Origin of the sequence: Paraburkholderia sp. IW21 (assembly GCF_041321145.1) — a bacterium.
GTDB lineage: Bacteria > Pseudomonadota > Gammaproteobacteria > Burkholderiales > Burkholderiaceae > Paraburkholderia.
In genome coordinates, this window is record NZ_JBGGWA010000006.1 from 24,945 (window position 1) to 38,909 (window position 13,965).

The following is a 13,965-nucleotide window of genomic DNA, read 5'->3' on the forward strand; positions in this document are numbered from 1 at the left end:
CCTCCAATGGATGGCCGCGTGCCGTCCCGGCAACGCAGCACTGTTGAGCCCCCGTCTGTCTCCTCCTGGGGCACGAATTTCGCCGCCTGCATGCTGCTTTTATCGACTTCGCATGCAGCAAGTCAGGTAGCGATCGTTTTACTTCTTGCGGCCACTTCGCTTCTTGCTTCTGCTTCTGCGTCAGTAATGCGCTTCCATGCTCGGCGATTGCACTTGCCCGGCCGGCCGGTCGCCCGCGCGGGCATCCTCGAGGATCATGCTGGACGCCTTTTCGGCGACCATCACGATCGGTACGTTGGTGTTGCCGGAGACGAGCGTCGGCATGATCGAACAGTCGACCACCCGCAATCCTTGTGTGCCATACACGCGCAATCGTTCGTCGACCACCGCGCCCGGATCGCTCGCGACGCCCATCTTCGCCGTGCCCGACGGATGAAAAATCGTCTGGCCGTATTCGCGGCAAAAATGCAGCAATTCGTCGTCGCTTTGCGCGTCCCGGCCAGGGCGCACTTCACGTTTCATCAGGGAGGCCATGGGCTCCGTGGCGGCGACGCGGCGCGCGAAACGCACACCCGCGACCGTCGTGCGGCGGTCGAGATCGGTCGCCAGATAATTCGGCTGGATCGACGGGGCGTCGCGCATGTCGCCCGTGCGGATTCGCACACTGCCGCGCGACTCCGGCCGCAACTGGCAGATCGAATAGGTGCAGCCTGGAAACGCGTGGACATCACCGCCCGCGGTGTCGGCCGAGAGCGTGGAGAAGTGGAACTGGATGTCGGGCGTTTTCGCCTCATCCGGCAAGGCGCGGCAGAACATGCCGCCCTGATTGATGCCGACGGAAAGCGGCCCTTCGCGAAACAGCGCCCATTGCAGACCCATCTTCGCGCGGCCCGTCCAGGAGTGCAGCAAGTCGTTCGTCGTGATCGGCCGCGTCACTTCATAGGTCAGGCGTACCTGCAGGTGGTCCTGCAGATTTTCGCCAACGCCGGCCCGATTGGCGACCACCGGAATACCCAACTCATTGAGCAAGGTCGCCGGCCCGACGCCCGACACCTGCAGCAATTGCGGCGACTGCAGCGCGCCTGCCGTCAGCACCACCTCGCGGTGCGCGCGCACTTCGTGCACCTTGCCGTGTTGCACATAGCGAATACCCGTGGCACGCGTGCCTTCGAAGAGAATCTTCGACGCCAGCGCGTCGGTCTCGATCCGCAGATTAGGACGGCGGCGCGCGGGTTTCAGGTAAGCGACGGCGGTCGAACAACGCCAGCCATGCCGCGTGGTCAGCTGGTAGTAGCCGACCCCTTCCTGATCGCCCTGATTGAAGTCGTCGACCGTTGGAACGCCCAGGCGATTCGACGCGGCGATGAACGCATCCACGAGTTCGTGGCGCTGCTTGATCGTGGAGGCCCACAGCGGGCCGTCCACGCCACGCGTCGGCGACGCGCCGAGCTCGTTATGTTCGAGCTGCCGGAAGTAAGGCAAGCATTCCTTCCAGCTCCAGCCACGATTGCCGAGCGCGGCCCACTGGTCGTAATCCTCTTTTTGACCGCGAATGTAGATCAGCCCGTTGATGGAACTGCAGCCGCCCAACGTGCGCCCGCGCGGCCAGTAGAGCTTGCGATCGTGCATGTTCGGATCCGGGTCGGTGTAAAAGCCCCAGTTGTAGACCGGATGAAACATGGTTTTGCCATAACCGATCGGGATATGGATCCACAGAAAGCGGTCGGGCGGACCGGCTTCGAGCAGACATACCGAGTAGCGGCCATTCTCAGAGAGGCGGTTGGCCAGTACACAGCCGGCCGACCCTGCGCCGACGACCACGTAGTCGAAACTCCGTACCATTGCTGTCTCCGTACTCATGCCTTTGTTTTTAAAAATGGATCATTTCGTACCAATTTATTGGATGAGCATTTCGACTTCAAGGAAATCCGGTTACGATTGAATAATCCGGTACGAAAACCGACTTTTTCGTTTCACTATTCAATCTGTCCGCACGCGTTCCTCCGGGTTGTCACCGATCCGTTCGGGCTGCATTCACCTTCATCCGCCTCGGGAAGGACAATGAGAGACACCACGCCTCGCCCCTCACCTGCTCAAGAGCCCGCCGACGACACCCGCGTCCTGCGCGCGCTCAGCGTGCTGGAACAACTCGCGTCCGCCGGACAACCGTCTTCACTCTCGCAGTTGTCCTCACGTCTGCAGATTCCGAAGGCGACCTTGATGCGCCTGATCGAGTCGCTCGAAGCACGCGGTTACGTCACGCACATGCCGGACTCGCGCGGGGCCGATCGCGCCATTGCGCTCGGGCCACGCGCCGCGCAACTCGCCCTGACCACGCTCTCGAACAGCACGTTCACGCGGGCGTGCCGTTCATTGCTGCGCACGCTCGTGGATATGCTCGGCGAGACCTGCAATCTCACCGTACTCGACGGCGATACCGTGCTGTACGTCGAGCGGGTCGAGACGAGCGAACCCTTGCGCCTGCATATGCAGCCGGGCACGCGGGTACCGCTGCATTGCACCGCCAGCGGCAAACTGTTTCTTTCGCAGATGACGGCGGCCGAACGTGGACTCGTCATCAGGCGGTTGCCGCTCAAATCGATGACGTATCGCACCCTGACCGATATCGACTTGCTGGAAGCGGAGCTCGACCGCCTCGCCACGCGCGGCGTCGGCGTCGACAACGAGGAGTTCGTGCGCGGGATGGTGGCGGTCGCGGTACCGGTGCGCAACGTCGAGGATGGCCGGGTGCTCGCAGCGCTAGCGGTGCATTCACCCACGGCGCGTTCCAGTCTGGAAGATCTGTTGAAAGCGGTGCCGAAGCTCAAGGAAATTGCGGTGCGCATCGGACCGCTGCTTCAGCCTGCCACGACGGGAGCCGTGGCGGCGGCCGCGTCGAAGTAGCGAGACTGCGTCGGCGCGGCCTGCAACCTATCGTTGCAGCGCAGCGGCTGTCGCGAGGGACACCTGCTGCACTGCAAATAGCTCGCGTACGGCAGCCTTCAATTCGTGTTGGGCCGATAGTCCACGAATTCCGGTTCAGTTGAAGCCGTGCCGCTTTTCCGGGCCCGCCACGCATATGCCACGAGCAGCACGCCGAGACTCACCACGCCGAGCCACAGCGGCGTGCGCTGATCCGGTATGAACGCCATGGCCACCAGAATGCCGATCATGCCGACGATCGCGAAACAGGTCAGATACGGGTAGCACCACATCCTCACGCGCAGCGTCTCCGGCGCCTCGCGCTCGAGCCGGGCGCGCAGCTTCAGTTGCGACACGGCAATCAGCACGTAGACGAAAATGGCCACCGTGCCGTATGAATTGACAAGGAATGCGAACACCGTGTCGGGCGATACGTAAGACATGACGACCGACACATAGCCAAACAACGTGCCGACCAGGATCGCGCGAACGGGAACGCCGCGGCGATTGACCTTGGCGAGCGCAGCCGGCGCGTCGCCGTGGCGGGTCAGCGCAAAGATCATCCGCGACGCTGCGTAAAGACCGGAATTGAGCGCGGACAGCACCGCAGTCAGCACGATCGCATTCATGACGTTCGCCGCAGCCGGAATACCCATCGCGTCGAGCGCGCTCACATACGGCGTCGCCATTTTCGGCGAATCCCAGGGCACCAGCGCAACCACGAGCAGGATCGAGCCGACATAGAAAATCAGCACACGGGTGATCACCGAATTGGTGGCTTTGGCGACTGCCTTGACCGGCTCATGCGCTTCGGCGGCGGCAATCGTGACGATCTCGGCGCCGAAGTAAAAACCCGTCGCCGCGACGGCACCGCTCAAAACAGGGCCGATGCCCTTCGGCATCAGGCCGCCGTGCGCAAACAGCGTGGGCATCACGGCGGTGGTATGCATCGACGCGGGCCACAGCCCCAGCACGTACAGACCGCCGAGGAACAGAAACACGATGATCGCCGCCACCTTGATGGACGCGAACCAGAACTCGAATTCCCCGTAGCTGCCCACCGAGATCAGGTTGGTCGCGGTCAACACCACCAGCAACACGAGACTGATCGCCCACGCCGGCGTATCCGGCAGCCAGAATTGAACCAGCTTCGCACCGGCCACCGCCTCGACGGCCACGACAATGACCCAGAAATACCAGTACATCCAGCCAGTCAGAAAGCCGGCCAGTTTTCCCGGCCCGCGCTTGCCGGCAAAGGCGAGGCGCGCATATTCGTAAAACGAGCCCACCGCCGGCATGGCACACGCCATTTCTCCCAGCATGCGCATGACGAGCACGATCAGGCCGCCGGTAATCAGAAACGACAGCACCGCCGCCGGGCCGGCCTGCCGGACCACGACGCCGCTGCCGACAAACAGGCCCGCGCCGATCACGCCGCCTAGCGCGATCATGGTCATGTGGCGCTCCTTGAGGCCGGTCTTCAGTTCACTTTTATTCATCGATACTTGCATGTCACCTCCACATCCTGTTGATGCCGGTGCCGATTGTGCGGGATTGCGGACGCGGTTGCGTGCATTCCCGGCACCTGGGCGCCGGCAATTCGGATCGAGCGAGGGCGCTTGCGCGCCTCGCTGCATCGTGTTTTATCTCATGACTTAATGCGCAGACCTGTCCGGCTGCGCAGCGCCGTGCGCGTGAGGCACGACGACTGGCGAATGACGTGCCGCGGGTGACGCGGCACGCAGAGCGCGCTTAAGGTTTCTCGTCGCGCCGGAAATACAACTGGTAGAGCATCCGTTGTCCGATGCGGCGGAACGGTGCGAACGGATGGCCGGGCAACGGAGAAGTGAAGATCGGCAGCGTCTGCTTCGAACCCTTACCCGCTATCCGTTCGGCGAGCCGGCGCCCCGCCTGCTGCGAATATGACACGCCATTGCCGCCGTAGCCCAGTGCGTAAAACACCGACTGCTTCGGATCCGGCTGACACACGCGCGGCATCATGTCGTGGCTCACATCCACCCAGCCCCACCACGAATAGTCGATCTGAACACCGCGCAACGCCGGAAACTTGCGGCCCATCCCTTCGATGAGCAACTCGTAATGGCGCGGATTCGGTGCATCGGCTCCGGTGATCGCGCTCCGGCTGCCGATCTGCAGCCGATTGTCCGGCAGGAACCGATAGTAGAAACGCAAGGTGCGCGTATCGGTGAGCACCTGCGTCGTTCGAAAATTGCAGGCGGCGATTTCCTGCTGCGTGAGCGGACGCGTCACCATCGAATTCGACAGGATCGGCATCACCCGGCTTCTCAGCGAAGGATGGAGGTTCTGCGCCGTATAGGCACCGGTCGCAATGCCCACGGACCGAGCCCGCACGACGCCGCCCGGCGTACGTAGATGGTGAATGCCGTTGATGGTTTCCCAGCCGATCACGGGGCTCGCCGGATGAACTCGCGCGCCCGCTTCGCGCGCCAGCCGCAGATAGCCATACGCGAGTTTCAACGCGTGAATGCCGATACCCTCGGGTTCGTGGAGCGCGCCGGCCGCCTCGCAATCGTTGACGTACTCGCGGCGGAACGTGGCCTGGTCGATGAGTTCGGACGGGTAACCGAAAACGTCTTTCCAGACTTTGGCTTCGGCGGCGAGTTTAGCCATCATGCGGGGCCGGTGCGCAATCAGAAAGTGTCCGCCTGGCTGCGGATCGCAATCGATTTCGGCCACCAGCGACTTGAAGTTGTCGAACCCTTCCTGAATCTCGTCGTGCATTTTCAACGCGACGTCTTTACCCCAACGCTCGATCCATTGGGAACGCGACAGACGTCCCGACGCATTCTGCCCTTGTCCACCATTGCGGCTGCTGCAACCCCAACTGGTTTTGTTGGCCTCGAGCACCACGGCCTTGATGCCATGCTCGCGCGCGAGACACAGCGCTGTCGCGAGTCCCGTATACCCTCCGCCGATGATCGCCACGTCCACGTCGATGTCTTTCGTGATCGGACCATCGTCGGGCGGCGGCGTGCCGGCGGTCGCGGCCCAATAGGTCGGCGCGTATTGCTTGCCGTGCCCCGGACCCGGCGAGACCAGCGGGTCGTATCTGGGGTCATACTGCGTCGCGCTGTCCCGCTCGGCGGACAGACCTTCGCCGACCCGTGTGATGACACTGTGCTCCATGAGAAGCTCCTCGTCGGCGTCAAACGTTCTGCTTCGGGCGTTCCTTGCGGAACGCGCGCTTGACTGCGATCAGACCATCGCGGAACTCGAAGAGATCGCATCCTTCCGCTTCGATGCGCCAGCCTTCCGCATGCGTACCCGTGAACACCCATTCGGACACACCGCGGTCGCCGATGACGTAATGACGGCCCTTTCCCCAATGCGCATCCGGGAAGGTCTTGAAGACCGTTTCGAATGCCGCACGCACCGCGTCGCGACCGATGAACCGCGCACCATGGACTTCGCTTCCGCCGGCGGCGTCGAACACACAGTCTTCGGTCATGAAGCCCATCAGCGCGTTCGCATCGTGACGGTTGAACGCATCGGAAAATGCGGCGAGTGTGTCCGCGGTGACCTTTGATGCGGACGTTTCTGTTGTGGCCATGTATGTCTCCTGCTTTGTGAATTAGGTGAGATTCGTGAGGTTGCCCAGGCGGCGATCTCTCAGGGAAAAGTGTAGGTTTGGCGCCCACTCGACGGTAGGGCCAGTGCGCTGCTTTCGCCTGGTGCAGCCCGTGTTGGAGAAAGGCAGGCGTGAACGGCTCCGAAGCCGGCTCATCGGAACTTCGGATTCAGAACGATGCCGCGGCGCGCTCGTGTCAGTTCAGCGCGCGCGTGCTTTCAAGGCAGCGCTTTACCGCGCGCTCGTCTTCGCCGGTGAAACGGCCGATCAGGACGATCGTCGATTCGGCCTCTGCACGACCCGCAAATGGGGTGATCAGAATGCGGCCGCCCACCACGTGGAGTTCCTGAGGCGAGGCGTCGTGATCCAGCCAGACGATGCCCTTCGCTCTCAGCAGCGGCACAGAGAGGCTGCGAAACACATCCTTGAGCTTCTTCCTGTCGAGGCGGAAGTCCGATCGGAAGGAAAAACTGCAGATGTCCTGATGGCTATTGAGGCGTTCGGCCGCCGCGAGAGGCAGTCCCCCGGTGCGATGGCGAGGCGCGGCACTCGCGTCGAAGAGCAACGCCAGCGGTATGGATCCATTCGCCGACTCCAGCAGGATGGATGTGGTGGCAAGCGCCGACGTCGCTTCCATTGCGGTGACTTTTTCCTGCTCTGTCACGAGATCGGTCTTGGTGAGCACGAGGGCCGTCGCGCCCGCGATCTGCCGGCGCACAATATCGCCGACGTACGGGTCGAGAAAGGTTGCGCCGATTCGCTCCGCGTCGACCGCCACGATGATCCCGTACAACCTGAAGGCCCGGTCGAGCAAGCCGATCTGCGCGATCTTCACCGGATCGGAAACGCCGCTGGCTTCGATGATCAACAGTTCGGGACGCTCGGGCCGCGCGCTGATTTTCACGAGCGCATCAACGAGGCGGCCGCCGATGGAGCAGCAGATGCAGCCGTTCTCGAGATTGATGACGTCGTCCGTGCGTTCGCGGATCAGCGCCGCGTCGATATTGATGTCGCCGAAATCGTTGACCAGCACGGCCACCCGGCGCTGCCCCGCATTCAGGAGCACATGGTTGAGCAAGGTCGTCTTGCCGGCGCCCAGATAGCCGCCGAGCACGACCAGCGCAATGGGTGGCCGCACGCTCGCGGCCGCAGCGTCATTCATTTTTTGCCGGCGACTGAAACACGCGGCCGCCCAGCACCGTGCCCCATACCTCGACGTCTTTCAACCGCTCAGGCGCGACCTCGCTCGGGTCGTCCGCCAGCACAGCGAAGTCCGCGAATTTGCCCACCTCGATACTGCCGATCAGATGGTCCATCTTGAGCGTATAGGCCGCGCCCAGCGTGATCGCGCGCAATGCGTCCGCCACGGGGATGCACTCGCTCGCGCCCAGCACACGGCCGGTGGCGGTCTTGCGCTGCACCGCGCACCAGGCGGTGAACAGCGGGCTCAATTGCGTGATCGGTGCGTCCGAATGAAAAGCAAAGGGAATGCCAAGGCGCCGCGCGGATTGCGCCGCGTTCATCCGGTTCGCCCGGTCGGGGCCCATGGTCTGCGCGTAATGGGCGTCGCCCCAGTAGTAGATATGGTTGGAGAAAAAGTTGATGCACATGCCGAGTTTCGCGGCGCGCGCCAACTGGCTGGCGTCGGCCATCTGACAGTGCTGCAGCGTATGGCGGTGATCGCTGCGCGGACAGGCGTCGAGCATCTTCTCGACGGCGTTCAATACGACCTCGGTGGCTTCGTCGCCGTTGGTATGAATATGGAGTTGCAGCCCGGCGCGGTGAAACGGCGTGAACACCGCCTCCAACTGGCTTGGCGGAATCAGCCACAATCCGTTCGGCTGGCCGCCGACGTAACCCGGCCACTTCAGCCGCGCCGTGAAGCCCTGAATCGATCCATCGACAATGAATTTGACCGGGCCGAACGTCAATTTTTCCGTGCTGTCGCGAATCGCCGACAGCACTTTTTCGACGCCGCCCTCGGGGCTTCGCTGCGGAGCGAACGCGGGCACGATTCTGACTGGATACCGCAGGTCGGCCGTGACTTCGCGCAGGTTGCGATTGCCCAGCGCCGACAGATCGTTGACCAGATCCGTCGCGGTGGTCACGCCGGCGAGTTGCGCGACCTTGCCGAAATTCCAGATGGCCTCTTTCTTTTCACTCGCCGCAATGGAAAGCTGGCTGCCGATCACCTCATACACCGGGAACATGGCGGCGAACTCCTGCAGCTCGCCAGTCGGCCGGCCATCTTTGTCTTTGTCGATCCCGTCGATGTCGGTGTCCTCGTCGATACCGGCGAGCGCCAGCATGGCGGTGTTGACGTTCATCAGATGCACACTCGCGTGCAGCACGACAATGGGCCGGGTGGTCGAAACGGTATCGAGTTCCTTGACCGACAAGCGGCTCGCACCGAAGAAAATCGGATCGAACCCCCACGCGAGCAGCGGCGCCGCCGCGTCCGTCATGGCGCGTTGCGCAACGGCCAGCCGCTCGATCACCTCATCCAGCGTTCTCAGACCTCGCCACAGCTTGCCGTCTGGACCGCGCCGGTCGTAGTAGCCGAGGTACACGGCGTCCCACATGGCGCCCTCCATCAGGTGGCAATGCCCTTCGACGAGACCCGGCATCAACACCTTGTCGCGGAACGTGTCGACGATCTCAACGTCGCCCCACTGACTAACCTGCTCCAGATCGCCGACGGAGAGAATTTTGCCGTCTCGCACGGCAACATGCGTGGCGTGCGGCTGGGCCGGATTCATCGTCAGAATCTTTCGGGCGACGAAGACGGTAATGGGACCTCGTTCAATCGGATTCATATATGAGTATTCTTTGATTCAGGACGCTAACCGAACGGTTAGGACAGGGCATGCACCGGCTTACGCTTCCAACCATGGTTCAGTACAGCGGTCACCGCGATATTGATCACGAGACACAGCAAGCCCAGGTTGAATCCACCGAGATCGACATGAAGAATGTAAAGGATGATCGCGAGTATCTGGCCGGTCAGAATACCCGTTGCAACGGCAGCCGGTCTGACCCGAAGCGAAAACAGAATGATCATCACGCCCGGGAAGAACTGGGTCACGCCGTAGTACGCGGTATTGATCAGCGTGAGCATCAGATTCGGTGTCAGCAACGTCATCACGATCGAGGCCAGCAGGTAGACCACGATCACCGTTTTCGCACTGGCTTTCTGCTTGCTCTCGGGCATCTTCGGCAACAGATTGCGCGTCACGATCGGACCGATGGCGAGGCAGATTCCCGTCAGCACCAACAGACCAGACAGCGAGGCGCCGGCCGCGACCAGACCCAGCAACCAGCCCGGCAGCAGCCGGATCGCCGCCGCGAAGAACGCTTCATTCGGCGACCCAAGGTGCAGGTTCTGACTGATCGCGTAGTACGAAGCAAGGACCAGAAACGGATACATCAGCATGTACAGCGGCATGGCGATCTGGGTGCGCCGGATCGTGTTCGGACTGGCGGCCGTGAAGAAAACCTGCACGGCGAACGGCATCACGTAGAACCCTAACGACTGGAACAGCATGGTGCTCATCGAAAACGTCAGTTGACTGGCATTCATGCTATTGCTGACGTGCAGGCTCGCGGCGTGAAAAACTTCCGTGACGCCGGATTCCCACGAGACCGCGAGCCCGGTGATCACAATCGCCAGGACCATCAGCACGTCCTTCAGGATCGCAATGTACGCCGACGCCCGCACCCCCGAAATGGCGATGTACGTGAATGCCAGCGCCGCGGAGATCAGAATCAGATAGAGCGGCTGGAAATTCCAGCCGAGGCCCTTGAAGGCGGCGACGAGCCCCGTGAATTGCAACTCCCCCCAAGGCAGCAGAAACAGGATCGCCGAGCCGGCGACGATCACCTCCAGCGGGCGGCTGCCGTAATGGCCTTTGAACAGATCGGGCAGCGTAATGGCGTTGTAGCGTTTGCCGGCCTCCCAGATTTTCGGCCCGATGAAATAGCCGACCGGATACGCCAGCAGGATATATCCCAGGAACCAGACCCCATAAGTCGGCCCCTTGGCATAGATGCCGCCTGGAAAGCCGACCATCGTGCCAATACTGTAGATTTCGCCCGCAGCGAGGAAAAAGACCAGATACGCGCCAAACTGCCGGGACGCGACGAAGAAGTCATGAACGCTTTGCGTCCCATGCCCCTTTTTGGACCGTATCGCCAGATACAGCGAGAAGAGAATAAAACCGAGAAAGACAACGGTGGACATCCTGGCTCTCCTGCTGCTTCAGTGGGTTTGCGGATCTGCATCGTCCGCGCGGCGATCGAACAGACGCCAGCACACCTGCAGGCAGAGCGACGTCAGGACAAACCACGCGAAAATCCACGCATAGATGAACGGCACGCCCAGCACGAATTTGTCGACTGAAGCGACCCAGGGCAGCAGGCCTATCACGCCGATATAGGGGATGCCGATCCCAATCAAGAGCTTGAGCATGGAGTCTCCGTCTGTTTTAGTGATCGATGAAATCATGGCCGCGGAATCCATCTGCCATTGAAAGACCGGACCGGGTGGTAGCCGTCCGCTGCGAGCGGATGTGGCACGACGGCCATAGCAGACAATTTGAGTATCGGTGGCCGAAAATGCACCTGACTAGTACCAGCGAACATAAATCGCCTGGTCCACATGAGGGACCCTGAGCGGGCATTGCACCCGCTTGCGCGAACGTGGCACGGTCGTCGTTCGTTCGACATAACCGGAGCCTCGAAGGTCAAATCCTTTGCTGCGTTTCACGCACCGCGACAGGCGCCGGCCGGAGACTCGCCTGCTTGACTCTGCGCAGATACGAAGGTAACCTACAAAGGTAACCTTCACATCTGCCGGTATGCCCAGCAACGACACTCAGCCCACCCGCCCGCCATCCGATCCCGACGCCTTGCACGCAACGGCGGAAAATCTGCGAGTACTGGTTGGCAAACTGCGCCGCCGGTTGCGCGAAGAGGCGCATGTCGGCGATTTCACGCCGTCGCAGGTGCAAGTTCTCAGCCTGTTGGAACGTGAAGGTCCGGCAACGGTTACCACGCTCGCGCGCATCCAGGGCATGCGTCCGCAATCCATGGGCGAAACGCTTTCGGTTCTGAAAGCCGCCGGACTCGTGAGCGGCGCACCGGATCCGAACGACGGGCGGCAAACCGTTCTCTCCCTCACACCCGCCTTCCGCAAGAAGATCAAGGCGAGCCGCGCGGCGCGCGAAGACTGGCTATTCCGCACAATCCAAACCCGCTTCTCGGCCGCCGAACAGCAACAACTCGCGACAGGCGTCGAATTGCTCAAACGTCTCATCGAGGCGTAAGTCCCCGGAGAACAGCATGGCACTCACCACACTCGATGCAAAGACCGCACTGATCGTGATCGATTTGCAAAAGGGCATCATCGCGCTACCCACCGCCCACCCCACCGGCGAGATTGTGAAACGCTCCGCCTCGCTGGCCGATGCGTTTCGCCGTCACGGGTTGCCCGTGGTTCTCGTCAACGTCACGGCGGGCGCACCGGGCCGCGCGGAGCAGTCGCGCAACACCGGCGACTTCCCCGCTGGCTTTGCCGACCTGGTTCCCGAACTGAATCACCAGCCGTCGGATCATCTGGTGACCAAGCGCACCTGGGGTGCGTTCACCAACACGGATCTTGAAGCGTATCTGCGCAAGCAAGGCGTCACGCAAGTGGTGCTCGTCGGCGTGGCCACCAGCATCGGCGTCGAGTCCACCGCGCGTTTCGCACACGAACTCGGCTTCAACGTCAGCCTCGCGGTCGACGCGATGACCGACATGAACCCCGACGCTCACACCAACAGCATCGCGCGAATCTTCCCGCGCCTTGGCGAAACCGGCACAACGCAGGACGTCCTCGATCTGCTCGAGAAGTCGCGCGCATGAGCATTCGTTTGAACCTGTGCCCGGCGCGGATCGTCCACACGGAGATGTCCCGGTGAGTGGCACGTTCCGTTCGCTGCGCACGTTCAACTATCGGGTCTGGGCCGGCGGCGCCATCGTCTCCAATGTCGGTACATGGATGCAGCGCACAGCGCAGGACTGGCTCGTGCTGACGGAACTCACGCATCACAATGCAACGTCCGTCGGCATTGTGATGTCGCTGCAGTTCGGGCCGCAAATGCTTCTATTGCCCCTCACCGGCTATGCAGCCGACCATTTCGACCGCCGCAAGCTGCTGTTCGCCACCCAGGCGGCGATGGGCACGCTGGCACTGGGTCTCGGGATTCTCACCGTTGCCGGCCTCGTGCAGTTATGGCAGGTCTATGTCTTTGCAGGGTTGCTCGGTTGCGTCACCGCCTTCGATTCACCGGCGCGTCAGGCCTTTGTCTCCGATCTGGTCGGAGAAGCCGATCTATCGAACGCGGTCGCGCTGAACTCCACCTCGTTCAACGCGGCGCGCATGATCGGGCCGGCGGTCGCGGGTCTGCTGATCGCCTCGGTGGGCACCGGCTGGGTGTTTCTGATCAACGCGCTCTCGTTTGTCGCCGTGCTCGGTTCACTGCGTATGCTGCGTACCAGTGAACTGAATCTGAAGCCCCGCGCGATACACACGCGCGGCAGCTTCGCGGAAGGGTTCAAGTATGTGTGGAAGCGTCCCGATCTGAAGGCCGCGCTGTTGATGCTGTTTCTGATCGGCACGTTCGGGCTGAATTTCCCGATCTTCATTTCGACCATGTCGGTCACTGCGTTTCATGCGGGCGCCAGTCAATACGGGGTGTTGAGTTCGACCATGGCGATCGGCTCGGTCACCGGTGCGCTGCTCGCCGCCCGCAGAGCGAAGCCTCGCATGGCGATTCTGCTCGGCGCGGCGGCGGTTTTCGGCGTGGGCTGCACGATCGCCGCGGTGATGCCGAACTATGTGCTGTTCGGCATCGCACTCGTTGTGATCGGCATGTCGACGCAGACGTTCACCACCTCGACGAACAGCCTCGTGCAGCTCTCCACCGAACCGGCCATGCGAGGCCGTGTGATCGCGATCCTGCTGGCCATCGCGTTGGGCGGCACGCCGCTCGGCGCACCGGTGGTGGGCTGGGTCGCGGATCGGTTCGGTCCGCGTTGGGCGCTCGGCGTCGGCGCCGCATCGGGCTTTGCCGCGGCGATTGTCGGCTTGATCTATCTGGTGAAGTATCGTCAGTTGCGCGTGTATGTCGAGGCGGGCAGGTTGCGCTATAGCATCGACGACCCACGCCAGGCGCCCCCTTACGTCAGCCCGGCGACTGCGGTGCAGAATGCCGTGTTGAGCGAAGCGGAAGAGGATTCCTCCGCTGGCGTTTGAGGGCCGCCGCGCGACAGGCAGCGGCCGACGCATCAGAACGAATGCGCAATCGCAACCCGCGCCACCCTCTAATGCGAATTCGACGGCCGTTAAAAAAGCCGCGCCTGAAATTCAGGCGCGGCTTTTTCATTACGGC

At 62.1% G+C, this 13,965-nt stretch carries 12 protein-coding genes; 4 read left to right on the top strand and 8 right to left on the bottom strand.

Translation table 11 applies throughout. The features are described 5' to 3' along the window. Positions 1-180: 180 nt before the first annotated feature. Positions 181-1,842, bottom strand: a complete 1,662-nt coding sequence (locus ACAX43_RS15880; RefSeq protein ID WP_370709364.1) for a GMC family oxidoreductase — start codon at positions 1,840-1,842, stop codon at positions 181-183. A gap of 219 nt (positions 1,843-2,061) precedes the next feature. On the opposite strand from ACAX43_RS15880, the gene ACAX43_RS15885 reads away from it, so the two are divergent. Then, complete coding sequence (locus tag ACAX43_RS15885; RefSeq protein WP_370709365.1) at positions 2,062-2,904, top strand: IclR family transcriptional regulator; 843 nt, start codon at positions 2,062-2,064, stop codon at positions 2,902-2,904. A gap of 98 nt (positions 2,905-3,002) precedes the next feature. On the opposite strand, the gene ACAX43_RS15890 is transcribed toward ACAX43_RS15885, so the two are convergent. From ACAX43_RS15890 to ACAX43_RS15920, 7 genes are all read right to left on the bottom strand, one after another. Further along, complete coding sequence (locus ACAX43_RS15890; RefSeq protein WP_370709366.1) at positions 3,003-4,421, bottom strand: amino acid permease; 1,419 nt, start codon at positions 4,419-4,421, stop codon at positions 3,003-3,005. A 253-nt stretch (positions 4,422-4,674) separates the two neighbouring features. Further along, positions 4,675-6,090, bottom strand: a complete 1,416-nt coding sequence (locus ACAX43_RS15895) for an NAD(P)/FAD-dependent oxidoreductase (protein ID WP_370709367.1) — start codon at positions 6,088-6,090, stop codon at positions 4,675-4,677. A 19-nt stretch (positions 6,091-6,109) separates the two neighbouring features. Further along, positions 6,110-6,514: a nuclear transport factor 2 family protein gene (locus ACAX43_RS15900; protein WP_370709368.1), complete on the bottom strand. Its 405-nt coding sequence runs from the start codon at positions 6,512-6,514 to the stop codon at positions 6,110-6,112. Positions 6,515-6,728: 214 nt separating this feature from the next. After that, complete coding sequence (locus tag ACAX43_RS15905; protein ID WP_370709369.1) at positions 6,729-7,646, bottom strand: GTP-binding protein; 918 nt, start codon at positions 7,644-7,646, stop codon at positions 6,729-6,731. A 40-nt stretch (positions 7,647-7,686) separates the two neighbouring features. After that, positions 7,687-9,348 (bottom strand): amidohydrolase, encoded by a 1,662-nt coding sequence (locus ACAX43_RS15910; protein ID WP_370709370.1) that lies wholly within the window; start codon positions 9,346-9,348, stop codon positions 7,687-7,689. Between the two features lie 38 nt (positions 9,349-9,386). Continuing rightward, positions 9,387-10,772 carry a sodium:solute symporter gene (locus ACAX43_RS15915; RefSeq protein WP_370709371.1) on the bottom strand — a complete coding sequence of 462 codons (1,386 nt, stop codon included), beginning with the start codon at positions 10,770-10,772 and terminating at the stop codon, positions 9,387-9,389. A gap of 18 nt (positions 10,773-10,790) precedes the next feature. Further along, positions 10,791-11,000, bottom strand: coding sequence for a DUF3311 domain-containing protein (locus tag ACAX43_RS15920; RefSeq protein WP_370709372.1), 210 nt, complete (start codon positions 10,998-11,000; stop codon positions 10,791-10,793). A 388-nt stretch (positions 11,001-11,388) separates the two neighbouring features. Here ACAX43_RS15920 and ACAX43_RS15925 point away from each other — a divergent pair, with 388 nt between their 5' ends. The 3 genes from ACAX43_RS15925 to ACAX43_RS15935 are packed head-to-tail and all read left to right on the top strand — an operon-like array spanning position 11,389 to position 13,829. Further along, a complete protein-coding gene (locus ACAX43_RS15925; RefSeq protein ID WP_370709373.1) occupies positions 11,389-11,856 on the top strand; it encodes a MarR family winged helix-turn-helix transcriptional regulator in 468 nt (155 codons plus the stop codon). A 16-nt stretch (positions 11,857-11,872) separates the two neighbouring features. Next, entirely contained in the window at positions 11,873-12,436 is a 564-nt protein-coding gene (locus ACAX43_RS15930; protein WP_370709374.1) for an isochorismatase family protein, read from the top strand. A 52-nt stretch (positions 12,437-12,488) separates the two neighbouring features. Beyond that, entirely contained in the window at positions 12,489-13,829 is a 1,341-nt protein-coding gene (locus tag ACAX43_RS15935; RefSeq protein ID WP_370709375.1) for an MFS transporter, read from the top strand. The last annotated feature ends 136 nt before the right edge of the window (positions 13,830-13,965 follow it).

Bases quoted from the DNA above. Each gene is read 5' to 3' on its own strand.
- ACAX43_RS15880 (WP_370709364.1), bottom strand. From the start codon at position 1,842: ATGGTACGGAGTTTCGACTACGTGGTCGTCGGCGCAGGGTCGGCCGGC.
- ACAX43_RS15885 (WP_370709365.1), top strand. From the start codon at position 2,062: ATGAGAGACACCACGCCTCGCCCCTCACCTGCTCAAGAGCCCGCCGAC.
- ACAX43_RS15890 (WP_370709366.1), bottom strand. From the start codon at position 4,421: ATGAATAAAAGTGAACTGAAGACCGGCCTCAAGGAGCGCCACATGACC.
- ACAX43_RS15895 (WP_370709367.1), bottom strand. From the start codon at position 6,090: ATGGAGCACAGTGTCATCACACGGGTCGGCGAAGGTCTGTCCGCCGAG.
- ACAX43_RS15900 (WP_370709368.1), bottom strand. From the start codon at position 6,514: ATGGCCACAACAGAAACGTCCGCATCAAAGGTCACCGCGGACACACTC.
- ACAX43_RS15910 (WP_370709370.1), bottom strand. From the start codon at position 9,348: ATGAATCCGATTGAACGAGGTCCCATTACCGTCTTCGTCGCCCGAAAG.
- ACAX43_RS15915 (WP_370709371.1), bottom strand. From the start codon at position 10,772: ATGTCCACCGTTGTCTTTCTCGGTTTTATTCTCTTCTCGCTGTATCTG.
- ACAX43_RS15920 (WP_370709372.1), bottom strand. From the start codon at position 11,000: ATGCTCAAGCTCTTGATTGGGATCGGCATCCCCTATATCGGCGTGATA.
- ACAX43_RS15925 (WP_370709373.1), top strand. From the start codon at position 11,389: ATGCCCAGCAACGACACTCAGCCCACCCGCCCGCCATCCGATCCCGAC.
- ACAX43_RS15930 (WP_370709374.1), top strand. From the start codon at position 11,873: ATGGCACTCACCACACTCGATGCAAAGACCGCACTGATCGTGATCGAT.